20 protein-coding genes and 3 pseudogenes are annotated in these 25200 nt (G+C 33.3%); 5 read left to right on the top strand and 18 right to left on the bottom strand.

The features are described 5' to 3' along the window. The first annotated feature begins 49 nt into the window (after positions 1-49). Positions 50-433, top strand: coding sequence for a hypothetical protein (locus N3Z16_RS06990; RefSeq protein WP_282485819.1), 384 nt, complete (start codon positions 50-52; stop codon positions 431-433). A 10-nt stretch (positions 434-443) separates the two neighbouring features. Here the strand turns inward: N3Z16_RS06990 and N3Z16_RS06985 are convergent, their stop codons facing one another. Further along, positions 444-848 (bottom strand): hypothetical protein, encoded by a 405-nt coding sequence (locus tag N3Z16_RS06985; RefSeq protein ID WP_282485820.1) that lies wholly within the window; start codon positions 846-848, stop codon positions 444-446. Between the two features lie 228 nt (positions 849-1076). Beyond that, positions 1077-1499 (bottom strand): DMT family transporter, encoded by a 423-nt coding sequence (locus N3Z16_RS06980; RefSeq protein WP_282485929.1) that lies wholly within the window; start codon positions 1497-1499, stop codon positions 1077-1079. A gap of 251 nt (positions 1500-1750) precedes the next feature. Between N3Z16_RS06980 and N3Z16_RS06975 the strand changes: the two genes are divergently transcribed. The 3 genes from N3Z16_RS06975 (at position 1751) to N3Z16_RS06965 (ending at position 5120) form a co-directional block, all read left to right on the top strand. Then, entirely contained in the window at positions 1751-2476 is a 726-nt protein-coding gene (locus N3Z16_RS06975; protein WP_223938305.1) for a M48 family metallopeptidase, read from the top strand. Positions 2477-2616: 140 nt separating this feature from the next. Further along, positions 2617-3693 (top strand): tRNA 2-thiouridine(34) synthase MnmA, encoded by a 1077-nt coding sequence (mnmA, locus tag N3Z16_RS06970; protein ID WP_282485928.1) that lies wholly within the window; start codon positions 2617-2619, stop codon positions 3691-3693. Positions 3694-3719: 26 nt separating this feature from the next. After that, the gene (locus N3Z16_RS06965; protein ID WP_282485927.1) at positions 3720-5120 is read left to right on the top strand and encodes an amino acid permease; all 1401 of its coding nucleotides are present in this window, start codon (positions 3720-3722) and stop codon (positions 5118-5120) included. A gap of 243 nt (positions 5121-5363) precedes the next feature. On the opposite strand, the gene N3Z16_RS06960 is transcribed toward N3Z16_RS06965, so the two are convergent. Continuing rightward, the gene (locus N3Z16_RS06960) at positions 5364-5813 is read right to left on the bottom strand and encodes a 23S rRNA (pseudouridine(1915)-N(3))-methyltransferase RlmH (RefSeq protein WP_223938302.1); all 450 of its coding nucleotides are present in this window, start codon (positions 5811-5813) and stop codon (positions 5364-5366) included. Between the two features lie 12 nt (positions 5814-5825). After that, positions 5826-7622, bottom strand: coding sequence for an ABC transporter ATP-binding protein (locus N3Z16_RS06955; protein WP_282485926.1), 1797 nt, complete (start codon positions 7620-7622; stop codon positions 5826-5828). Between the two features lie 183 nt (positions 7623-7805). Between N3Z16_RS06955 and N3Z16_RS06950 the strand changes: the two genes are divergently transcribed. Next, complete coding sequence (locus N3Z16_RS06950; RefSeq protein WP_223939328.1) at positions 7806-8045, top strand: DUF2671 domain-containing protein; 240 nt, start codon at positions 7806-7808, stop codon at positions 8043-8045. 285 nt (positions 8046-8330) lie between these two features. Here the strand turns inward: N3Z16_RS06950 and N3Z16_RS06945 are convergent, their stop codons facing one another. From N3Z16_RS06945 to N3Z16_RS06820, 14 genes and pseudogenes are all read right to left on the bottom strand, one after another. After that, on the bottom strand, positions 8331-8741 hold the full coding sequence (locus tag N3Z16_RS06945) for a DUF2660 domain-containing protein (RefSeq protein WP_223939327.1): 411 nt from the start codon (positions 8739-8741) through the stop codon (positions 8331-8333). 265 nt (positions 8742-9006) lie between these two features. After that, positions 9007-10136: pseudogene (locus tag N3Z16_RS06940) on the bottom strand (IS91 family transposase). A 73-nt stretch (positions 10137-10209) separates the two neighbouring features. Beyond that, entirely contained in the window at positions 10210-10464 is a 255-nt protein-coding gene (locus N3Z16_RS06935) for a hypothetical protein (protein ID WP_282485543.1), read from the bottom strand. 355 nt (positions 10465-10819) lie between these two features. Continuing rightward, positions 10820-11433: pseudogene (locus tag N3Z16_RS11065) on the bottom strand (IS91 family transposase). Beyond that, positions 11376-11948: an IS91 family transposase gene (locus N3Z16_RS06925; RefSeq protein WP_282485923.1), complete on the bottom strand. Its 573-nt coding sequence runs from the start codon at positions 11946-11948 to the stop codon at positions 11376-11378. The pseudogene N3Z16_RS11065 and the gene N3Z16_RS06925 overlap by 58 nt, the downstream one beginning before the upstream one ends. Positions 11949-12021: 73 nt before the next feature. After that, a complete protein-coding gene (locus N3Z16_RS06920; protein ID WP_282485543.1) occupies positions 12022-12276 on the bottom strand; it encodes a hypothetical protein in 255 nt (84 codons plus the stop codon). Positions 12277-12570: 294 nt separating this feature from the next. Continuing rightward, complete coding sequence (locus N3Z16_RS06915) at positions 12571-13608, bottom strand: IS630 family transposase (RefSeq protein WP_282485609.1); 1038 nt, start codon at positions 13606-13608, stop codon at positions 12571-12573. 67 nt (positions 13609-13675) lie between these two features. Beyond that, a pseudogene (locus tag N3Z16_RS06910) lies at positions 13676-14206 on the bottom strand (MFS transporter); the annotation flags it as partial. A gap of 82 nt (positions 14207-14288) precedes the next feature. Continuing rightward, positions 14289-14945: a group II intron maturase-specific domain-containing protein gene (locus N3Z16_RS06905; protein WP_410519612.1), complete on the bottom strand. Its 657-nt coding sequence runs from the start codon at positions 14943-14945 to the stop codon at positions 14289-14291. 72 nt (positions 14946-15017) lie between these two features. Continuing rightward, entirely contained in the window at positions 15018-15179 is a 162-nt protein-coding gene (locus N3Z16_RS06900) for a hypothetical protein (protein ID WP_282485922.1), read from the bottom strand. Next, on the bottom strand, positions 15167-15445 hold the full coding sequence (locus N3Z16_RS06895) for a hypothetical protein (RefSeq protein ID WP_282485921.1): 279 nt from the start codon (positions 15443-15445) through the stop codon (positions 15167-15169). The genes N3Z16_RS06900 and N3Z16_RS06895 overlap by 13 nt, the downstream gene beginning before the upstream one ends. Positions 15446-23414: 7969 nt before the next feature. Further along, positions 23415-23858 carry an IS200/IS605 family transposase gene (gene tnpA, locus N3Z16_RS06830; RefSeq protein WP_282485655.1) on the bottom strand — a complete coding sequence of 148 codons (444 nt, stop codon included), beginning with the start codon at positions 23856-23858 and terminating at the stop codon, positions 23415-23417. Positions 23859-23922: 64 nt separating this feature from the next. Beyond that, positions 23923-24234 (bottom strand): Tn3 family transposase, encoded by a 312-nt coding sequence (locus N3Z16_RS06825; RefSeq protein ID WP_282486974.1) that lies wholly within the window; start codon positions 24232-24234, stop codon positions 23923-23925. Further along, positions 24227-24904: an HD domain-containing protein gene (locus tag N3Z16_RS06820; protein WP_282485909.1), complete on the bottom strand. Its 678-nt coding sequence runs from the start codon at positions 24902-24904 to the stop codon at positions 24227-24229. The genes N3Z16_RS06825 and N3Z16_RS06820 overlap by 8 nt, the downstream gene beginning before the upstream one ends. Positions 24905-25200 lie beyond the last annotated feature (296 nt).

Here is a 25200-nt window from a genome sequence, read left to right as displayed (position 1 = left end):
TTGTAGATATATTGAGTATTCATTAATTTTATTTAAGTAACCAAATAGAATGAGCAGAATTAGACGATACAACAAGCTTCCTACTGTTTTGAGAGAAGATGAATTTAACGAATTTGTCTTACCGCATCTTAAAAAAGGCACACGTGGTCCAAGTAAAAAGATATCATTTTTCAAATTATTTAATTACATTCTTAAACTCATGCATACTGGTTGCCAATGGGAACAGATACCAATAGACAAAAATAAAGACGGCATGCCAGAAATTCACTATACTAATATCTATAATGCTTTTAAGTTCTGGGTTAAGCACGGATGCTTTGATAAGATTTTCGAAGCTTCGGTGGCAAGGTTATTTAAAGCTGGAATGCTTGATACTGATATATTACATGGTGATGGTACTTGTACTTCTGCTAAAAAAGGGGTGACAACTTAGGGTATAATGGTCATAAACACACTAAAGGAGACAAGGTTGTACCGTTTTGTGATAGAAACTGCAATGTTATTGCGCCTTTTGTTACTGCTCCGGGTAATAGGAATGAAGGAATCCTGCTTACTCCTGCAATATCAAACTTAAAAAAGATTGTAAAACTAATAGGTATAGATCTCAAGGAAAGTACCATGAGCTTAGATGGTGTATATAATTCACGTAAAAATCGTAAAGCAATTTTTAATCTTGGCATGACTCCTAATATGCCAGAGAATAAAAGGAGTCGCAAGAAATCTAAGCGAGGAAGAAAGCAAACTTTTTGCCGGAAAATCTTTAAAGAAAGGTTTAGAACGATAGAGAGAATATTTGCCTGGGAAGATAAATTCAAACGGTTGTTACTGAGATTTGAATTCCACAGCATAAACCATTATGCTCTGAAAACTATAGCCTACAGCATGGTTAACCTGCGGCATTTTTGTGGATAACGGCTAAGCATGGATTAAACAAGGTGCGGATGAAGCTAAAGGGAGAATACTGCCCAAATTGCCAAAAATTAAGCAATTTGATTATAAAATCATCAAAAATTCCAATACAAAAGCTGCAGTTCCAAAATCTTATCGACGAGAATAAAAACCCACCCGTTTTTAAACTATGAAACCAGCAATGAGTTCATAGAAAAAGCTAAATAGTATGTTTTACTTATGCCTTCATTATATAATATCCAGTTAAATAACATGACAATTGCTGGATAAATAAAGAATACAACCATGGTAAGACCAGTGCCGATATAATTACTACCGATAAAATATGTTATTGAAGAGGTGCCATAAAAGGCTATACCATAAAATATTATTTTAAGGTTTTCTGTTAACGGCTGAAAAATATTTTTCCCTTTAAACATTAATATAATAAATGTGAAAAAAGCCGCTACTAAAAATCTCCAAAATAGCATGTTTGCAATAGATAAATTAGACTTCAAAAGTTGAACACCGAAATACCCTAAAAATCCATAACATAAACCAGAGCTAATAGCATATAACGATCCTACCTGCTCTTTGGATAAAAGCTTCATAAACTGACTATCTTGTGTTAGTAAATTAAATGTTTATTTACTGTGGCTAGTAAAAATCTATCTATCTTACTGGTTCTATAAATAATTGTCAAATTCCAATCTACTTAAGATAAGTAAACAGAGAATTTAGTTCTTCCATACTTCAGAATATACTTATAGTTCTCAATAGAAAATTTTTAACTATAATGCTATTTTATTGCAGAATCGTAAAGTGTTTAAGATTCAGCTTAAAAAACAATTTTACTTTAAAAATGAAATTTAAAAAGAAACTAGAACCAATTTTGGTTAGCTTAGATAGGCTAGGTGATCCTATTGATGTTCAAGTAAGGCAGAGCTCCAAAGCTAAACGTATTATTATTAAAATACAGCACCAAAATGTTGAATTAGTTTTACCTAATAAGAATATTAGCGCCGGCTATAAATTTCTGCTAGAGAAAGAGTATTGGATTAGAAGAAAACTACAAGTTTCAGAAAAAGAAGATTATGTGAATACTAAAAATATTCCTTTATTTGGAAAAGAGTATTTACTATTAAATGTTGATTCTATTCGCAACAAGGTGCAAATTAAGGAAAATGTAATTTATGTAGATTCATTACCGACTTATCACAACAAAACCTTGGTTAAATTTTTACAGAATAAGTTACTTGTAGAAATAACAGATATTGTTAATCGCTTAAGTAAGCAGTATCAGTTAAAGTTTTCTAGAATTAAGATTACAAATGCCAAAACCAGATGGGGAAGTTGTTCGAGTAACTTAATCCTGCGCTTTAATTGGCGTCTTGTTTTTGCGCCGCAGGAAGTACTAAATTATGTAATAATACATGAAATGTGCCATCTGGTAGAGATGAACCATAGTAAGCCTTTTTGGGATTTGGTGGCAAAACTCTGCCCTGAATATAAAACTGCTAAATTGTGGTTAAAAGAAAATGGAAGTAACCTGCATCGCTATTTGCAGATCGAGTACGGCTTGCGGTAATTTTATCCAGCGTGCAAATGGAGATAAGGGCGAGATTAGGACCATACAATCCTATTGTGTGGTATAGTAGATTAAGTTTGATCCTTGCAATTCTTACTTAAATTTAATATAATTCGTCCCTTGAGGAAAAACGGTTTATTATGTCTAAAACTATTGTGGTAGCAATGTCTGGAGGAGTAGATAGCTCGGTAGTAGCAGCAATGATGCACGAGCAGGGCCATAGAGTTATAGGTATTACTTTGCAATTATATGACCATGGGGCTGTTCTACAAAAAAAAGGTGCATGTTGCGCCGGACAAGATATTTATGATGCCAAAATGGTTGCAGATAGGATTGGTATCCCTCATTATGTTCTAAACTATGAAAACCTATTCCGCCAAAAAGTTATTGATGATTTTGTTGATAGTTATGCCAGAGGTGAAACCCCTTTACCTTGCGTACGCTGTAATCAGTCTGTCAAATTTAAAGATTTATTAAAATTTGCAAAAGAACTTGGCGGAGATGCACTTGCTACTGGCCACTATGTGCAAAAAATTATTAACCATAATATTTCGGAGCTTCATAGAGGTTTAGATCCCTATAAAGATCAGAGTTACTTTTTATTTTCTACAACTAATGAGCAGCTGAATTTTCTTGAATTTCCACTCGGTAAATATAGTAAAGAAGAAACAAGAAAATTAGCATTAAAATATGGTCTTGAAGTAGCAGATAAACCAGATAGTCAGGATATTTGTTTTGTGCCGGGCGGGGACTATCGTGAGATCGTAACTAGAATGCGTCCGTCAACGCAGAAGCCAGGTAAGTTCGTTCATATTGGCGGTTTTGAACTTGGGGAGCATAAAGGAATTATAAATTATACAGTAGGTCAAAGACGAGGGCTTGGTATTTCATACGGAGAACCGATTTATGTTATAAAAATTGACCCTGAAACAAATACAGTATATATTGGCCCAGAATCGGCGTTATTTAAAACTAAATTCATTATAAAAGAAGTAAATTGGCTTGCTGGTGATGTAAATACTGAAGGAATTGATATTGTCGCTAAGGTTAGGTCTACTACTCCTGGAATCCAGGCTAAAATCAATTTTATTACTAATGATAAAATTGAAGTTAATATTCTTGGAACTGAAAGAGCAATTACCCCAGGGCAGGCATGTGTATTATATGATAATACGAGGGTTTTGGGTGGTGGATGGATTACTAGGGATATTCAATAATTATAAAAAACTAAAAACGGGGAAAAATGAATTTTTTGAAGAAAAAAAGCTTTGAATCGGTAAGAGAAGCAGGAAGTTCAAGTGGGCTAGATAAAACATTATCAGCTTTTGATTTAGTGCTCCTAGGTCTTGGAGCTATAGTAGGTACTGGCGTATTTACTTTCACAGGGTTAGTTGCTGCGCAGTACTCCGGCCCCGCTGTAACTCTTTCTTATTTAATTGCCGGATGTACATGTATTTTTGTAGCCCTAGCTTATACTGAACTTGCTACAATGCTTCCGACTTCTGGTAGTATTTATACTTATTCTTACGTAGCATTTGGGGAAGTATTTGCCTGGTTAATTGGTAGTTTAATAATTATAGAACTTGGTTTTGCCTCTTCTGCAGTAGCCGGTAGCTGGTCAGCTTATGTACAGGGAATTCTAGATTCTGCTGGCTATCATCTTCCTGAACAGCTGGGAAAATCTCCTTTTGAAGGAGGGGTATTTAATATTCCGGCCTTTACTATAATAATTTTTGCTGGATTTATGTTATATTTTGGTACTAAAGATAGCAAGAGGTTAAATAACATTTTGGTATTTATAAAAATGATAGCAATATTTGCTTTCATGCTTTTTGCCGCTCCTCATTTTGATGCAACAAACTGGGAAAATTTTATGCCCAATGGTTTTGATGATGTATTAATCGGTTCGTCAATTTTGTTTTTTGCTTTTACCGGATTTGGGGTACTTGCGAGCGCAGCGGAAGAATGTAAAAACCCAAAACGTGATCTTATGATCGGTATTATTGGTTCACTAGTTTTGGCTACTGTTGTTTATATGATTGTAGGGGGGCTAGCTACTGGAATAATTCCTTATGCGGAATTAAATAATGCCCAGCCTCTAGCTCATGCTTTAAAATTTAATAACAGTAATATTGGTTCTGCTCTTGTTGCTACAGGCGGTATAGCCGGTATGACTACTGTTATAATGATGAATATTTACGGTCAATCACGTATTTTTTATGTAATTGCAAGGGATGGGTTATTACCGAAGTTTATGGCAAAATTACACCATAAATATGATAGCCCTCACATAACGATTATAATGTTTACAAGTGTATTTGCCGTTATGGCGGCAGTTTGCCCTTATTCCATACTAGGACAACTTTCTAGTATGGCAGCTTTGCTTGATTATGTGGTAGTAGCTATCATAGTTATGATATTTAGGCTTCGTTTGCCAAATGTGGAAAGGCCATTTAAGTGCCCAGCAGTATTTATAATAGCGCCAACAGCCCTTATTGCCTCGATATGGCTATTATTCAAGCAAATAATTGGTAAAGATGGCTCGTTGCTTTTAACAGGAGAAATTATTATCTACTGGTTTGTAGTTATATTTATTTTATATGTCCTAAAAGTGCTTATCTTCAGTAAAAGAGAAAAGGTTTAATTAAATATAAGTGCCACTAGACAGAAAAGCTCTTAATCAATTCCCCTCTAACTTGTACCTTATATTGATAAGGCACAAGTTAGAGTAAACTTTTTTGGTATATTCAATTTGGTTGCTTTTGGTGCAATTATAGCAGATTGGGTAACACGAGGAGATGTTGTAATTCATTGCTTGCCCCTATTAGGGTTTAGCTTTACTTCATTATTTATAGCACCGAAGGTCTGCAGTTGGCCTATAAACTAATTATTTATGATAAGGGTGCGCTGCTAATATAGTTTGGGATCTATATATTTGTTCAAGTAAAACAAGTTTAGCTAGCTGATGGGGTAAGGTCATCTTCGAGAGACTTAATCTGATGTGAGCACTTTTAGTAATTGAATCGTCTAGACCAAAAGCCCCGCCGACTATAATATCTATATTTTGTCCTATCATCATCTGGTTTTTAAATAACAAGCTAAATTCCTGACTGTTTAGCTGTTGTCCTTGTACATCCAAAACAATTTTATATGAATTAATATTTATGTGGTTGTTAATTAATTTAGCTTCGTAAGTCTTAGCCTGGTTTTCTGATAATTTTTTATTATAATTTAATTCTGTTTCTTTTACCTTCCATTTAATCATTTTGTAATAATGATCTGCTAGCCCTCTGTACCCTGGAGATAATTTGCCTACAGAAATAATATTAATTATCATTAAATAGTGTACCTAATATAATTCTGCTATTGATCCGCCTTTTTGCGCATTCCATAATTGCTGGTATAGTTTACCGTTAGTTTTCAATTCATTATGAATTCCGTCTTCAACTATATGACCATTATCAAACACCAGAATCCGATCCATATTCAGTAAAGTAGATAACCTGTGAGCAATAACGAGAACTGTTTTACCTTTCATAAGAGTTTTAAGTGATCTCTGAATTAGATTTTCAGTAAGATTATCTAAGGCACTTGTTGCTTCGTCTAATATTAGGATAGGAGCATTTTTAAGTATAGCTCGAGCAATTATAATACGTTGTCTTTGCCCTCCTGATAAGTTGTTACCTCTTTCGCCACAAAGGGTGTTATAACCATCTGGTAATTTGTTTATAAAATCATGTATATAAGCTGATTTTGCGGCAGCAACAACTTCTTCATATGTTGCGCTTTCAGTACCATATTTTATATTTTCAATAATGGATCTGTGGAATAGGATAGGCTCTTGCGGGATAATCGAAATATTTCGGCGCAAACTATCTTGTGTTATCAACTTAATATCCTGTCCATCAATTAATATTCTTCCTTCTTCAATATCAAAAAGTCTTGTTATCAGGTTAGTAAAAGTAGTTTTGCCAGAACCAGAAAAACCGGCTAAACCAACTTTTTGATAAGCGTCAATTTTTACAGATTTGTTTTTGAAAATATTATCTTGGTTTTGGTAGTAGAAGGTGACGTTTTGAAACTCAATAGAAGGCTGTTTTATGATTAATTTTTGTGCATTTTCTACATCGGTAATTGTATATTTTTGAATTAAACTTATGGTTTGACTAAAAACCCCTATCTGTTCAAAAACATCCCCAAATTCCTTTGTTAAGTCCCATATATCCTCAGTAATTGCAATACATAAAGTAATAACCAGAACACACTGGCCGATTGTTATAATATATTGTCCTCTTAGAGAAACAATATAATAAACAACGGCAGCGATCATAATTGTACATGATATACCAAGGCCATATCTAAGTTTAAGCATGAACCATAACATGTTTTGATCGCTAAGTGCTGCTTTTTCTGTTTGCGTAAAAAGATATTTTTTTTCAAATTTGTGGGAGGTAAACATTCTTATTACTGAAATATTAGCTATAGCATCAACTATTTTCCCCGAGATTAAAGACTTATTATTGCTGTATATGGCTGAATAGTTATGTATATCTTTGGCAAAATATAAGCTGGTACTAACAAATATTATGAGCCAAGTTAAAAATATAAGTGCTATAACATAATGTACTATATACATGGTTATTAGCGCAAAAGTAATGACTGAGAATTTTCTTAAAATATCTTCATTTAAATGAGTAAAAATCATTTCTAATGATCTTGAACCTTCAGTAATTCGATTTGTAATTTCTCCAGCTAATTTACCTTGGAAAAAACTATAACTATGGTATTGGACATGATCGTATAATTCGTTAATAACCTGGGCTTTGACTTTAGGTAACGTTTTTAGATATATGTAGTTGTAGATAAGCCAAGTAATATTTAATGCTTCCCACCATAAGGCGTATATTATTATCCACTTGAGTAGTATTACTGCTAAATTAGATTCATGGATATGATGGTTTGAATATTGTTCTATTTGATCGGTGAGTTTTTGGAGTAAAATACTGTCAATAGAGGTAGTTATTCCTGAAACGAAGATTATTGTTATTAAAGAAACCACCTTCCATTTGTGCTTGCTAAAGAGGAAATAACAAATTTTTTTAAATACTTCCCTTAGCGGAACTACTGAATTTATATTATTATCCATAAAAAATTTGATTTTCTAGCGATTAATTGCTTGTTTTATAACGTTTCGATTATACTCTGTTTTTTATTGTTCAGGTAGGACAATTTCTCTATAAGTTTCTTTAAAAAGGATTCTTGATGCTTACTCTAAAAAATGTTATAGTTAAACCATTAGTTTTACTTAACTTAATTATTAATTTTATATATGTCTAATATTTTAGAAAAAAATGATTTATATGTAGAAGATGAGAACAAAGACGATATCTTTTCTGATATTAACTATATTTGTAAAACAACACCTCTTATTGTTGAATCCCTTAAGAATGGCCTAGATGTAGCGCAATTACCAAATGGAGATATTCTAACTACAGAAGTTAAAACTGTTAATACTCAGTATAGCTGGGATAAAACAAGGCAAAAAATGTTTAAAGCTAGCCAGAGTTAGCTCTTTATCATATAATATGGATATCCCTGGGTTTTTACCTTGGCTGTATTAAACTTAATTAAATTGGTACTTAGGAGAGTTGTTGTTTGTCTTTTACTTGTTTGACAGGTAATGGGCTATCATTTCTAGCAGCAAATACCACTGAATTGACTATAGTATGGTGTGGTTTAGTTTTCTAAAGTTGTCTTCAAAAAAAAATCAAAGCTATAATCTCTAGCCTAAGTAATAACCAGATAATTTTAGGTTTCGTAGCTTAAAATTTTTAACTAATTTACCTTAGCCCGATTATCTGGCCATTGATTGTTCCTGTTCTTTAGATTTGGTCACAGATTTAGCTTTTGATTCTTGGCTAATTCTCACCTCTAACTCAACATCATGTTGGTACTTCATACCATTTTCAAGAAGTATAGTACCGGCTCTTACTACTTTTTCTTGGTCTGTTTTTGAAAATTTTTCTAGCACCTGATTTTTAATATTTACCACAAATTGCCATGATAACTCAATTTTTTCTTGCATAGTAAGAGTTTTTTCTTCATCGGTTTTGTGTTTTTGAGTGGCGTATAGCTGTTGAGCTTCAGGATCTACCACGACCACTTTTTTAAGTTTTGGTTCTTTTTCTTTTTTTAGTTTTATATACATTAAGACTAAAACGATACCCGCCGCAATTAAAAGAACCACATTAAGTAAATTTGACATTATTTAGGTAATTTTTAATTTAAATTGTATTTTATATTCTACAACCTAGGTAATTATCTTGTAGTATAGGAAATTCAAAATTTGCAACCAGAAAAATCATCAATCAGCTTTTTAAAAATTCGTTTAATAAATATGTAGTTACCAGCCACAATATTAGAAATTATCAACACTTTTACAAAAATCTCTGCCAGAATCTATCTAAAAATAGGTTCAGTTTTACAAATTATGTGGCCAAGACGTGAAAGAAGTGTTCGCCATAATGATGTTATCTAGGCGTTGATAATAATTCATTGGTTCTTATTAATAACAATGGCGGAGATAAACCGTAATAAACTTGCCGCAGATTCATACATTTATTGCAATTATAGCAAAACAGAGGATCTATTTTAAAATTCAACCAAATCATTAATCTCCAACTAATGAGCTTAGTTTTCTTATGAACGATTTGATTAATTGCCTTATATACGATAGGTAATTGTACGCCCCTAGTTCTATTAGATAAAAAACCGTAATACCTAATCATTCGAAAATAACGATCTGGTATATGCATAATCAGACTAGCTATGAACTGCATCACGGGCATAGTTATGCGATCAATTGTATTATTATAGTGATCAAGAAATTTAAACGTTACCTGCTTTCCGTCGTAATTTTCTATTCTTGTCTCGGAAATAGGGGGCGTTTTATATACCGCCCTAAATATTCTATGTTGCGTTTATGATCATCCGATGGTTTTTGTAAATAAACATACCAACTGATTTCGTATAAACTACTCATCCAGTTATTAAAATTCTCAGCATTTTGATATGCGGACGGCAACTTCAAATTACTTGAGATATATTGAAAGCGAAATAACTCAAGGACTCTATGTCTCCACATTTTTTTAATAGGTTCGGCAGGAAAAAATAATTTTTGCCACTTGCCTTTGCTATTTATACCGCCGCAAGTAACCGATAAATGGATATGAACATTGCGTTTTAAATCTCTACCGAAAGTGTGTAAGGCAGTAAATATACCAACCACAAGATTTTTCTTTGTAGCTATCTCCTTAATAATTCCTGCTGCAATACCGGAAATCAATCCAAACAGATCACGATTGAGCCAAAATATCGGCCATAAAGAGTCCGGCATTGTAAATGTAATGTGCTGCCATCGTGTTTTTGGTAGAACATTGCTAGCCTTACTCACCCATTGATCCGTTTGTTTCTTACCACAACGAGAACAAAACCTACCTTTACAGCTGAATGCTACCGATTTATTGCGGTTACAATCACGGCAGCTATAACGTTTAAATCCTAAATATTTCGTTCCACACGATATAACTTTAGTGACGTTGAAAATAATGCCGTATCTTAGCTTGCCGTATTTTTTAGCGAAATCGAGACCAATTACCACGGTCTAGAAAAATATGTTTTATAGATATTCCTTTACCGACTATTTCCATAAATTACTTATAGTTAATGTTTTCTTACCAAGGAATCTTTCTTCCTTTGCGTTCTAAATCAAATTCTTTACAATCAGGGCAATAGTAAACAGAATTATACTTATGATTGGGAGATATTTTTCGCAACATTATCCAGAAAGCCTTGGCTATTTCCTTATCTCCTTCGGAAAAAATCTTTTTGATCCTGCTGTAAGGAATTGCTTGCTCTTTAGAAATGGCCTTAAGAGTTTTTACCGCTAATTCATTGACCAAATGCTGCTCAGAGTGCAAGTTACTCATAACTCAATTATATATTATCTTATGTATGTCTAACATTCAGTCTTTATAACTCAAGTTAAAACAAATCAAATACCAGTATTATAATCCTCCATAAATATTTATCGGTCAAGGGTATCTTCTTTTAAGCTGCCACCGATAGGTGGCTTATCTTGTAGTATAGGAATTTCAAAATTTGTAACCAGAAAAATTGTTAATCAAAACTTTGAAAATTCGTTTAATAAAATGTAGTTACAAGCCACAATATTAGAAATTATCAACACTTTTATAAAAATCTCTGCCAGAATCTATCTAAAAATAGGTTCAGTTTTACAAATTATGTGGCTAAGACGTGAAAGAAGTGTTCGCCATAATGATGTTATCTAGGCGTTGATAATAATTCATTGATTCTTATTAATAACAATGGCGGAGATAAACCGTAATAAACTTGCCGCAGATTCATACATTTATTGCAATTATAGCAAAACAGAGGATCTATTTTAAAATTCAACCAAATCATTAATCTCCAACTAATGAGCTTAGTTTTCTTATGAACGATTTGATTAATTGCCTTATATACGATAGGTAATTGTACGCCCCTAGTTCTATTAGATAAAAAACCGTAATACCTAATCATTCGAAAATAACGATCTGGTATATGCATAATCAGACTAGCTATGAACTGCATCACGGGCATAGTTATGCGATCAATTGTATTATTATAGTGATCAAGAAATTTAAACGTTACCTGCTTTCCGTCGTAATTTTCTATTCTTGTCTCGGAAATAGGGGGCGTTTTATATACCGCCCTAAATATTCTATGTTGCGTTTATGATCATCCGATGGTTTTTGTAAATAAACATACCAACTGATTTCGTATAAACTACTCATCCAGTTATTAAAATTCTCAGCATTTTGATATGCGGACGGCAACTTCAAATTACTTGAGATATATTGAAAGCGAAATAACTCAAGGACTCTATGTCTCCACATTTTTTAATAGGTTCGGCAGGAAAAAATAATTTTTGCCACTTGCCTTTGCTATTTATACCGCCGCAAGTAACCGATAAATGGATATGAACATTGCGTTTTAAATCTCTACCGAAAGTGTGTAAGGCAGTAAATATACCAACCACAAGATTTTTCTTTGTAGCTATCTCCTTAATAATTCCTGCTGCAATACCGGAAATCAATCCAAACAGATCACGATTGAGCCAAAATATCGGCCATAAAGAGTCCGGCATTGTAAATGTAATGTGCTGCCATCGTGTTTTTGGTAGAACATTGCTAGCCTTACTCACCCATTGATCCGTTTGTTTCTTACCACAACGAGAACAAAACCTACCTTTACAGCTGAATGCTACCGATTTATTGCGGTTACAATCACGGCAGCTATAACGTTTAAATCCTAAATATTTCGTTCCACACGATATAACTTTAGTGACGTTGAAAATAATGCCGTATCTTAGCTTGCCGTATTTTTTAGCGAAATCGAGACCAATTACCACGGTCTAGAAAAATATGTTTTATAGATATTCCTTTACCGACTATTTCCATAAATTACTTATAGTTAATGTTTTCTTACCAAGGAATCTTTCTTCCTTTGCGTTCTAAATCAAATTCTTTACAATCAGGGCAATAGTAAACAGAATTATACTTATGATTGGGAGATATTTTTCGCAACATTATCCAGAAAGCCTTGGCTATTTCCTTATCTCCTTCGGAAAAAATCTTTTTGATCCTGCTGTAAGGAATTGCTTGCTCTTTAGAAATGGCCTTAAGAGTTTTTACCGCTAATTCATTGACCAAATGCTGCTCAGAGTGCAAGTTACTCATAACTCAATTATATATTATCTTATGTATGTCTAACATTCAGTCTTTATAACTCAAGTTAAAACAAATCAAATACCAGTATTATAATCCTCCATAAATATTTATCGGTCAAGAGTATCTTCTTTTAAGCTGCCACCGATAGGTGGCTTATCTTGTTGCCCTTTTGTTGGTAAAGATAATTGTTCTTTAATATTTCGTTTGTTAAATCTTTTTGTAAAGTTATTTCCATTCTACGTTTAGCATCGGCAAAATCTACGGTTTCTTTTAATGTATTAACCCACCAACTAAATACCCGACTTAGGCGGCATATTTTACTTCTTTCGCCTGAAATAATCTTTTGATATGTTCTGGGTTATTTTGCAGAGTCCTTAGGTAAGATTTTAAATTCCCTTGGAGTTCAGATTTTGTAAGAGGTATATGTTTCCTATTTACATTTCTTTTTAAATCGTTGTTTAAATATTCATCCGGATTATGTTGCGGAGTATACGGAGGCAGAAAAAATAAAGAAATTTTCTTTTTATGTTTCCGAGTCCATATTTGTACTTTTTTGCTATGATGAACCTTGAGATTATCTAGGATTAAGAAGATTTTTTTCTTGGAGTATTTTACCAACCTCCGTAAAAATTCTATAAATACATTTGTTTTTAGTGTCTCTTCGTACAGCATAAACCTTAGCTTACCGTTATTTGTAACAGTGGATATCATGTTTATACTAAATCTCTTCGATTTATGAATCACAACAGGGGTTTTTCCTTTTAAAGAATAGCTTTGTAATACCTGACACTCTTGTTTTATCCCTACTTCGTCGCACCAATGTATTTCTGCCTTTTCATATTCTGCTTGCTTGGCTATTGACGGATATTCTTCATCTAACCAAAATTGAACCCTTTTGGGTTGCTGCTCATATGCTAACTTCTTTGGCTTTTGTGCAGTATACCCCCATCTTCTTAAATATTCGCCTATTGTACTTAGGGGAAGAAAAAATCCACAATGTTTTTTGATGAGTGCATTAACTGATTTTCTTGACCATAATGCTGATTTGATATTGTGATCTTCTGGTCTAGAGATATTTACGTACCCTTGTATTATTTTACTTTGATCTTCGGTTATAAGCCTTTTCTCTCCTATCTTTCTACCTCTTAACTTCCCACTAATTGCGTACTTGTCGCCTCTCTTTTCCCTCCTTACCCATTCATTTACTGTCTGGCGACTCACTCCTATTAATTCACCTACCGACGATTGACTCTCTCCTCTTTTTACTAGTTTTAGAGCAATCTTTCTCATCGACGCTTGTGCGCTTATTGATAATTTCCTAAAATCTTCACTTTTTGACATTATTGCATTATACAAATTCCTTCCTTCTTGGCAATAGTTATGTCGGGTATTTAATTGGTGGGTTAATAGTTCTTGCTAATGCGCCCACTAAAGCTATTACAGTACCTACCCAAAAAGCATATCGCCAATTGAATCCGTAACTCGTAAAAAGAGAAGCCAGTGCTAAAGCAAATACGCCTCCTAGAATAGAAGCAACAGCGATCATCATTACAACTGGATATTGCAGTGGCGGTTTTACAACCTCGGTTAGATATATTTCTGCCCCTACTATCTCTCCCATAGAAGACATGCCTTGAATCATCCGAAAATAGTAACAACCCAAGATGCTGTTATGCCTACTTGTGCATAAGTAGGCAAAGTAGCCATTACTACGTATGATATAGACATCAAAAAAGTGGTTATTATAACTGTGGCCTTGCGACCTACATTATCACCAATATAGCCAAATATCAAAGCCCCAAACGGTCTAAAAACAAAGATGGAACAAAAAATTGAAAGCCGATAATAAAGAAGCAGTAAAAGGATCAGTTTTTGGAAAAAATAATTCATTAAGCAGTACTGCCATATGAACGTAGAGCATCAAATCAGTAGGGTCGAGGTCAGGCGCGCATACTCCAAACTCAAGAGCCACGTTTCCTGCCCCCGCCAATCAAACCCGCCGTGCGGTTTCCCGTTTTCCCTTAGAATTTCGTATCCAAGTTTATGAGACCTAATTGAACAGGAGTTACTTTCAAGAGGTGGTATCCATTATATAACCCTAAGGTTTTATAAAGTGTCTCTTTACTCCATCTCTTCCATCCAAATCCTTGACGCTTTTGGGCATACATAAGATGTCTTCTCAGCTTCTTTTCTACCCAGTCTTTGATAAATGCAAAGCATTCACTTGAATTCCCGATCCTCGTCAAATAGGATAAACCTCTTAGAATTGGGTTGATCTCATCGATAACTTGTCTTACATGATGTGATCGATGTTGTCGGAATACTTCTTTGAGCTTTCTCAACAGTTTTGTACGACTTTCTATTTTAGGGAGGCGCAGTACTCCTTCTTTTAATTGCCTTGTCCGTATTCGTTTGAAGCGGAAACCAAGGAAAGAGAAAGTGTTACCTTTTTCTGCATATACAAGTCTAGTTTTATCAGTGTTCAGCGTAACTCCAATCTTACTAAGTTCTTCTCGAAGCCTTTTATAAGCAGCTTTAAAGAGCCATTCCCATTTTTGATAACTATCAACTAAAATCACAATGTCATCGGCCCATCTATAATATTCTAGGTTAGTGTAGCTTTTGCCTTGAATTACAATCTTTGTAGCCTCTTTTGCTCTTTCAAGCATCTCATCCACTGAAGTCAGATAGATGTTGCTTAACAGAGGTGATAAAGGGCCTCCTTGAAAAATTCCATTTTACCTCCCGCCTTAATTATTAGCTTCAAGAAGCCTCATAACAGATGAATCTTTAACTCTTTTAGCTAATTTGGTAAGAAGAATATCATGTCTGATGCTGCCATAATAATCCTTAAGATCGGCATCAATGACGTTTCCTTTCTTCTTAACGAGATCATCTGCTATTCTTTGCACTGCTTCTTGTGCATTTTTACTAGGTCGTATCCATAAGATCCTTGTTGAAAGTCTGCTTCAAAAATAGGTTCAAGAATGAGTTTTAAAGCACCTGAACCACACGATCCCGTATGGAAGGAATTAAAAGCTTGCGCATACCTTTTCCTTGCTTTTGGTATTTCTTTTAGACGGTTTCGTAAAGGGTAGTAAGTCTCTGATTTAAGTTCATTGTGTATCTGGTGAAGAAACGATTCAACACCGTTTCTTTCTATATCCTCAAAGGTCATCTTGTCAATGCCTGGTTTCCATTGTTCTTTCGTGCCAGACGATACGATTCTCTTAAGGTTTCAATTTTACACATATGTACATAAATGCCCCAGAATCGCCAAGTCTTTTCAGACTTCGCTTGAATGTATATCTTCTTCCTCAGATCTTGTAATAAAATTGGAGTTTTTATCATTCTCCTTTACCTCTCGTTTTGTTAGAAGATGTTTTCTAATAAGAGGCCTTCGCTCCACAAGCATTACCTTGCTTCATCACTAAATGCCCCTATCCGACTCCCTTCATCTTCTCTTCTTTTCCGAGATATATCTCGTTATAGAAAAGATCTTGCTCCTAGTATTTCTCTAGGGATGAAATTCCTTTTGATAACTCCAGTTGCTACCTATGTCCTATTAACCCACCAATTAAATACCCGACATAACTATTGCCAAGAAGGAAGGAATTTGTATAATGCAATAATGTCAAAAAGTGAAGATTTTAGGAAATTATCAATAAGCGCACAAGCGTCGATGAGAAAGATTGCTCTAAAACTAGTAAAAAGAGGAGAGAGTCAATCGTCGGTAGGTGAATTAATAGGAGTGAGTCGCCAGACAGTAAATGAATGGGTAAGGAGGGAAAAGAGAGGCGACAAGTACGCAATTAGTGGGAAGTTAAGAGGTAGAAAGATAGGAGAGAAAAGGCTTATAACCGAAGATCAAAGTAAAATAATACAAGGGTACGTAAATATCTCTAGACCAGAAGATCACAATATCAAATCAGCATTATGGTCAAGAAAATCAGTTAATGCACTCATCAAAAAACATTGTGGATTTTTTCTTCCCCTAAGTACAATAGGCGAATATTTAAGAAGATGGGGGTATACTGCACAAAAGCCAAAGAAGTTAGCATATGAGCAGCAACCCAAAAGGGTTCAATTTTGGTTAGATGAAGAATATCCGTCAATAGCCAAGCAAGCAGAATATGAAAAGGCAGAAATACATTGGTGCGACGAAGTAGGGATAAAACAAGAGTGTCAGGTATTACAAAGCTATTCTTTAAAAGGAAAAACCCCTGTTGTGATTCATAAATCGAAGAGATTTAGTATAAACATGATATCCACTGTTACAAATAACGGTAAGCTAAGGTTTATGCTGTACGAAGAGACACTAAAAACAAATGTATTTATAGAATTTTTACGGAGGTTGGTAAAATACTCCAAGAAAAAAATCTTCTTAATCCTAGATAATCTCAAGGTTCATCATAGCAAAAAAGTACAAATATGGACTCGGAAACATAAAAAGAAAATTTCTTTATTTTTTCTGCCTCCGTATACTCCGCAACATAATCCGGATGAATATTTAAACAACGATTTAAAAAGAAATGTAAATAGGAAACATATACCTCTTACAAAATCTGAACTCCAAGGGAATTTAAAATCTTACCTAAGGACTCTGCAAAATAACCCAGAACATATCAAAAGATTATTTCAGGCGAAAGAAGTAAAATATGCCGCCTAAGTCGGGTATTTAGTTGGTGGGTTAATATCTGTTCATGTCGTCACTATTACCCCGCTGAAGAAACAAAACGTGTCAGTTAGATTTCATTTTGTTTTACTGTTTTCACCTAATACTTAGAGGCTCAACCTTCAGACTTAATTCTTTTACGAGGCTACCAATGTGTTCATTTGCATTACGACCTGAACAGTCACACCAATTCTTTAAATTGGTTTGTCGATAGGCTTCAATATAATGATTTCGCATTATATTGCTATCCTAGTTACACGGCTCTAACTTTTACCGTGGTGAGTTTATCTCTCACTCAACATAAGCGCCTTAACTGGACGCACAAATATTCAAGAAAAGTCCCTATAGATAATAATCCTACAGCTTCTTTCTGTTCTCTTGTAAGGCTTTTCTGTTCTGATACTTTCATTAAGAGTAATGGTTATTTTATAAACATTTCCTAATTAAAACAGCTATTTGTTCTACTTTTCAACTGTTTATTAAATAATTGTTGAGATTACCTGTTATTTTAATTTGTATTGTTTAATACAGGTGATAATTTCTTTTTTGTTTATGGATTTTAAGCCCTTAATTAGTGATTATGGCATATAGTATTGGGCACAGTTAGCGACAATTGTATACTTTCTTACAATATATTTCTGTGGTCAATAATAGGGATCTCTTAACTCCTTTAATGTCCTTGCCTCTTTCTTTCTAGCCAGTTTTTCTTGAAAACTCTCTACAGGATCTTCCATTTCTCGAAAGACAGAATTATCAACCGATACCTTTCGTGGTTTCTTGTTTTCTATACTGTTTTTATCTAATGGTCTTTGTCCCTTTTTGTTTATACCAGAAAGTTTATAATGCTTTATATAATTATTCAAAACATACTCAGATACCTTCAATTCTTGATACACTTCTCTTTTAATTTTACTACTATTTAAAAGTTTCTGTATTTCAGCCGGTTCATAGTTTTGCTTAAGATACTCAAGATCACGTAAGATTGTTCTATTCATATCTTTTAAGCCTTACTTTTAGCTTTGCTATTTCCTCTAAACTAAGTCCTGTTACGGAAGAAATTAACTTATCGCCCAGCTGTTGTTTTAACATGTTAAGAGCTGTTTTTTCCAAAATAAAATCTGTATTTGTTTTAATATTATTACTCATGATCATTTTAACTTTTCTATTCCTTCAACAGTTAAACCTGTTGTAATTTTAGATATTTTTTCAATGGCATATCCGTCTAGTAGCATAGCTTTGGCGATTTCTATGGCTTTTTTGTTTTCTTCTTTCTCAATACCCTGTAAGATACCCTTGTTAAACCCTTCTTCGATATATGAATCTGCAATGGTTCTCATGATATTACTTGCCTCTTCCTTTGGTAAATTATCTATAATCAGCTGTTCCAGTAGCTGCTTTTTTAAAATCCACATTTTGATGACTTTTGATCAAGGAAACTACAGCTTTATTTAAAATCATCAATTCTTGTTTAGTTAATGTTATCCATAAGAGCTTAAATACTTAATCTTCCACTACTATAGTAACTTAATATTAGTAGCCGATAACTTGCCTTTTTGTGTTACAGTCTCAAAACTGAGTTTCTGTCCTGAGTCAATATTCTTGATACCAGCTTGTTCTAAAGCTGAGATATGGAGGAATATGCCTCTTGATCTGTCGCTAGGTTCTATAAAACCATACCCTTTAGTAAAATTGAACCATTTGAGAGTACCGATTTGCATAATAGTATAACTTATTAAATCTTACTTATATCAATATCCTTTTCAGCTTCTCTTTTTGTGCATCCCTGTTGATTTGCGATATGGTCTATAAATTCTGCTTTGTTCATAATAAGTCTTTAATTAATTAATTTAAATTTTTAAGTTTATCTATAAAATTTTTAAAAAGATGTTTTTAAAAAATCTAATTCTTCTTGTGTGGAAAAACGACCTAAAATAGGATTACGATGTGGATATCTTCCAAATTTATCAATGATTACTTTATGCTTTAATTCATATTTAAGGTGTTGCTCTAAACCAACTTGATTGTATAACTCTAAGGCATTTTTATGAATTATTTGTGATTCACTATGCATAAACGGTAAATAACAAAAAGCTTTCATATTTGGAATTAATTGTTTGTCTTGTTGTTTTTCTATCATATTTTGGGCTAATACCAAAGCCATACCATCATTATCAAATGATTTTGCGTGACCTCTATGTATGTTTCTGGAAAATTGATCTAAAATTATAATTTCTGCTAAACCCCCTTGGGGAGAAAATCTCCAGTCATATAATTCTCCTTGTACAGCTTGCTTATGTAAGCTACCAAAACGCTCAATAATAATTTGATCAATATGAATACTATCAATAAACCAATCGCTTGGCGTTAATTCATTAAACCAAAAATGTATAACTTCATTGTACAATTTTAACTTTTATCTTTTTAATTATTAAATTCATTAAATCACTTAACCAATTTTTCTGTGATTTCTGCAATATGTCTCCCATAAAGCTCTGCGGTTTTAATATCTCCCGAAGCTGTTGTTGTTTCTGGGGCTCCTTGATTTGATTGTGCCATAACACCAAGATAGCTACCTAAACGATTAATATTTTCAGGAGCATATGGTGATTCCGGTAATATACCTGGACTAACCCAAATCATTCCATGTTGACCAGCTAAAACTACCAATTCCAGTATTGATGATAGTTTGTCACCGCTTAAGCCTCCACTATTAGTAAAACCTCCAGCAACCTTATTTTTCCATTTTTGTTCAAAAAATATTTTTGAAGTTGTATCAATAAACATTTTAAATGGTCCTGATAGAGAACCCATATAAGTTGGAGCCCCAAAAATAATAGCATCAGATTTTTCAAGAATATGCCAAGCTTCTTCTGGTATCTTACCCTCAGGGTTAACTTTAATTAACTTTGATTCAGTTCCTTTTATCTCAAGCGTACCTTTGTAAACAGCTTTAGCAATTACTTCGGTATGACCATAACCGCTATGATATACAACCGCAATCCTAGCAGCCAAAGCTGATGAAGAGATTGTACAAAATAAAATAAATATAAACGTTTTCATAAGAGTAGCCCCAAGTTATTGTTTTTATTTGTTAAAATTATAATAGTTAGAATTTTAATCAGTATCTTTCATTACTTTCACTTATGTACACTCCTTATAGAGTGGATTATTACTGTTTTGCACTACCTTATCCTGAGCATCTGTATCAACTAGCTTTATTTGCCGTTTGTATTCTGCTCAAGCCATTTTCCTAATTTATCCAATGATACGTGCATATCGGTAGAATACAACCAGTTTAAAATAATGTTTTTAGGTAATGTCGAACTTTCCTTGTTCATACTTATAGATTTTAATTATTTTACGGTAGATTTATTATTAAATCTAATCTTTAAGATTAGATAGTAAGTCTTGTTATTAATAAAGATTTTTTATTATCATTTCCATAAATATTTCATTATCAGAATAGCAATAGATAAAACAAGAGTGATTATTTCTGCAATGATTAATGGAATTGAATTAATCATGATGCCGTAAATTAACCATAGCACCACTCCAAGGGTATAAATTAAATACATAGTAGCAGATATAGCCTTTGCTGAGCGTTCTTTCCATAATTTTACTATTTGAGGAATAAGCGATACAGTGCCGCAAAATGCAGCAGCATAGCCTATTAATTCGGCAACGCATAGTTCATTTGTCCAAGCCCACTCCATTATTGGGTTATACAATTTTTTCTCCATATTTAATTTATTGGAATGTTCACAAATATTTTGACAGTTAATACAGACAATATTTTCTGCTTAGTCTGATTTTTGTTATTTTGCCGAGTCAATATAGTATAGTTTTAACTGATTTTTACAAGCAATAAATTTGTATCCTCCTCTTTTACTATCAAAAGCACCACACACGCAGATAAGAGTAATAACACCAAATATGTTATTTTGTTGGTAAAGATGATAGTATCGTTTCAGCTCTTTAAATTTAAGTAAAATCATCAATCATGTAATCTGTTGCCATAATCAGATTTAATCATTACTTCTTCTGATCCCAAAGAAATGAAGCAGTATAATAAAGAGATAGCAAAATCCAGTGCAGCAGAGCGAAGAAAGAAATTAATCAGACTAGCAATAACCAGACCTATCAATCCCATATAAGCAAATGAGGCCAAACTGCTTAAATCCTTTCTGGTAGTATGACCGTATATGCGCTCATTGTGCCAAAAGTAGAGGCGGTAATAAAAAATGTTTTAGCTATACTTGCCATTTCTAGCTACTTGGATTGGTGCCGGTGTATTTTCGATGAATATAATTGAAAGCTATTATAATAAACCAACGTTTATTAAGACACTAAAATATTGCTTATGATTTGTAGCTGTAGAGATTTTATGCTATAATAGACTTCAGTAATTCATAATTAACAATATACCGAATTAAAACCCATGAGCGATTTAGTTTCCTTTGATTATGCCATCAAAGACAAAGGAGATTACGATATCGTAGAGGCCTTTATCTCTGCATTAATAAGTTCATGCGGTTATAAGCCTATAAAGATTAAAGCATTACTTGAATCTGCCAGTAACAAAGAATCTTAAAGAGTTAAAGTCAAGTATAGCCGATCTTGTAGTAGAAGACGATACGGGTAATAAATATATCGTAGAAATAGATCGTTCTTACACGAGCCTGTTTCTACATAAGGCTTGTTTTAACAGTTCTAGATTAATAGTAGACTATATCTCCAGTAACGATGATTATTCTACAATTAAAAAGATAATACATATTAACCTACTGTATTTTCCGTTCGGTAATATAAAAGCTCCTCTACATTACGGTAAAACCGTTTTCCATGAAATAGATAAATCTCATCCCCAAAACCTACATATTGCGGATCTTGGCATGAGGTTTTTTGATGCTCATAATATCTTGCCCGAATATTTTGTAATATTGGTTCCGCTATTTAATGATGTCATTAAAAATGAATTAGACGAATAGCTCTACATGATGAAACATTCTGAAGTAAAAGAAGATTTTAAATCTCCTTATATGAAAAAGGTAGCAGATAGATTGAACATCTTTAAAATGACTCCTTCCGAAAGAAAAGAATACACCGCTTACCGTAATGAATCACTAAAAGAAAGAGATTATATAGTTTCAGCTGAAGAAAAAGGTATAGAAATCGGTAAAGCTGAAGGTAAAGCTGAAGAAAAAATTGCAATGGCCGCTAAAATGCTAAGTAAAGGTAAGGATATTGAAGAAATCATGGATTTTACGGGTCTATCTAGAAAAGAAATTAAAAACTTAGAATCTAAAATTAAAGCTTAATGATTATGAAAGATTTTCTTATTCCAAAAACCAAAATCCAAACCTATTCTTTTGCTTTTTCAATTGATACCAGTTTTGGAATGGTTTTTTTAAGAATATACTCAAAATAGAACGATATTTGATAAAAAAAGTAAGGTCTATACAACATTATACTCCTTAATATAATATGCTGAAACCCATTATGGGTATTGTACTTTACCGCGCTCTAGTCTTAAAGAATTTAATAAGGGCTTAAGAGGTGTATGTGAGTTTATTGATTCAATTTCTTCTAGAATAGTGGTAAGTTCTTCTTCTGCTCCTAAAGTAAATAAAGCATCTACCTTAACTAAATATGCCTCTTCCTTTTTAGGATAAATGGTAACTGCTAAGTCTGCACTTTTAAGTGCTTCTTCATAACGATGCAATTTATTTAATGCTTTTGCTTTCTTAACGTATATTAGGTATCTATTATCAGGGGAGGTATCAGCCTTTATTGCTTGATCGCATATTTCTATAACGTGTTCGTATTTTTCATTATGTAAAGCTATATGGGCTTGATGATGTAAGTGCTGACAGTTATCGGCGATATTTTCTGAAAAGAATCTTGTATATTCAACTAAACTTATTAGTGCACCGAGCATGAACCACAATAAATATTTGGTGTATCTGCATTTCATATATGTTACCTTTAAATATTTTATAGTATAGGAATTTCAAAATTTGTAACCAGAAAAATTGTTAATCAAAACTTTGAAAATTCGTTTAATAAAATGTAGTTACAAGCCACAATATTAGAAATTATCAACACTTTTATAAAAATCTCTGCCAGAATCTATCTAAAAATAGGTTCAGTTTTACAAATTATGTGGCTAAGACGTGAAAGAAGTGTTCGCCATAATGATGTTATCTAGGCGTTGATAATAATTCATTGATTCTTATTAATAACAATGGCGGAGATAAACCGTAATAAACTTGCCGCAGATTCATACATTTATTGCAATTATAGGGCTATCGGCAACATAGCTGCTAAAAAGACCTATAGCGTATTATACGAACAATAGCCCATTAATATTATCTTGACAGTTACTTTTTTCTAAAGTAACCTGCAAAGCAGGTTATCTGTTGGAGTTCAATAAAAGAAATCCCCGCCGCAAGCAGCGGGGTATTTTAGAATTTTAGAAAAAAGCTAACTGATGGTCGTCATGCAGTTTCTTATATTCCTTGCCTTGATTTTTTACGTATTTTCCTATCATATTCTCATTTCCATGCTTACCTACCGTACTTGTGAAATATCCATCAGTCCAAAATTCTCCGCCCCATAATTGTTTCTTAACCTGTGGACATAATCTGAATATTTGACGAGCCGTAACACTTTTAATTATCGTTACTATTTTTGTTACGCTATAAGTCGGTACAGATTGTACTAAAAAATGTACATGGTCTTCATCAGTTCCTATTTCTAAAAATTTTATTTGATATCTCTTTTCTATCCCTAAACATACTTCCCTTAGCACTTGATCAACCGATACATCAAACACCGCTCGGCGATATTTTGCTGGAAATACCAGGTGATACAGTAAAACAGTAACATTGTGACTCTTGTGTATATATTTGCTCATCCCCACATCTTACGCCGCAAGCGGCGGGGAATATACCCAAAAGAGATTAAAAACTTCTACTTTCCTAAAAAGAATATTGGCCATGCACCAATGTATTTTTTGTTGATAGGGGTAAAACCCTTGCCATATCTTCTTCATCTACTTTAAAACCTTTCTGATTTAACATTTCATATACCTTTTGCATTTGCTCCGTATTCCATAGTACCATTGCATTTGACACAAAACTAAGACAACTGGCTTTGTTCATCATTTCTTCGTAATCATTTGTCTTAAATGATCCCTGATCCGCAAAAAATACATACCTTGCGAGTGCATGCCTGGATTCCCCACGATTTAATTGTTGTCTTACCGCATAGCGTAATTTTTCATCATGCAGGTACCTGAGTATGTATGTACTTTTGAAAAACTGGATAGAGAATCGATGAGTCTGAGTCAGTAACAGGTATTACATTCTTTTGAGTTGGTAAGTTTTGTGCACATAAATCCACTAGTTCTTTGATATACTTTGAAGATAACTCAATATCCATGGCTGCAATTAAAAAATATTTCAAGCTTTCTTTTATCTTCTTCTCTATTTTTTCTAAGCTCATGTTATTTAAGGTTTGTATATTATGAAACCTATCAAATAGCTTTATTATTAATACTTCCTTATCTTTTAGGTGGTAGGCATTGTTTATTATATGTTCTACACTTAACTTGCTACCATCTGGTCTATCACGGGTAAGCCTATCAACCATCTGAGCTATTCTCTGTCCAAAAGTGCCCTGTATCATCTCTACAGTAACTTCGGTATCTTCAACAGTGTCGTGTAATATGCTAGCAACTATTACATCAGTTTTTAGCTTATAATCAGAAATCATATAAGCAACTTCTAAGGGATGGGTGTAATACGCCTCACCACTCTTTCTTTTCTGATTGCCGTGATACTTCTTAGCCCAATAAATAGCTTTATTAATTAACTCAAAATCAAGCACATTTTGAGTATCTAACGACTTTAGTTTCTCTAGCAGTCTTATTGAATACTTACAGGGTGTTGAATAATCCATAATTTAAGAATTAATTAATCACATAACTATATAATAACTCTTTACTAGTTGAAATATAAGCAAATTATGAATATTTATTAAATTATTTCCTTAAATGTTACAAATTAAGTATTAATATAATTTTAATTAGGACAATACTTACAACGATGATTTCCATAGGTAAAGTAGGGTATCGTATAAAAGATAAGTTTACGGGCTTTACATAGGTAAGATATTATTTGCTACAGAGACGTAGCGTTCACGGTATGTAACTTAATCATATATCCCATTTACAGGGGCGTTGACAGGCTTAACCA

Source organism: Candidatus Megaera polyxenophila (assembly GCF_029982035.1).
GTDB classification, from domain to species: domain Bacteria; phylum Pseudomonadota; class Alphaproteobacteria; order Rickettsiales; family Rickettsiaceae; genus Megaera; species Megaera polyxenophila.
This window is presented reverse-complemented; position numbering and strand designations above follow the sequence as displayed.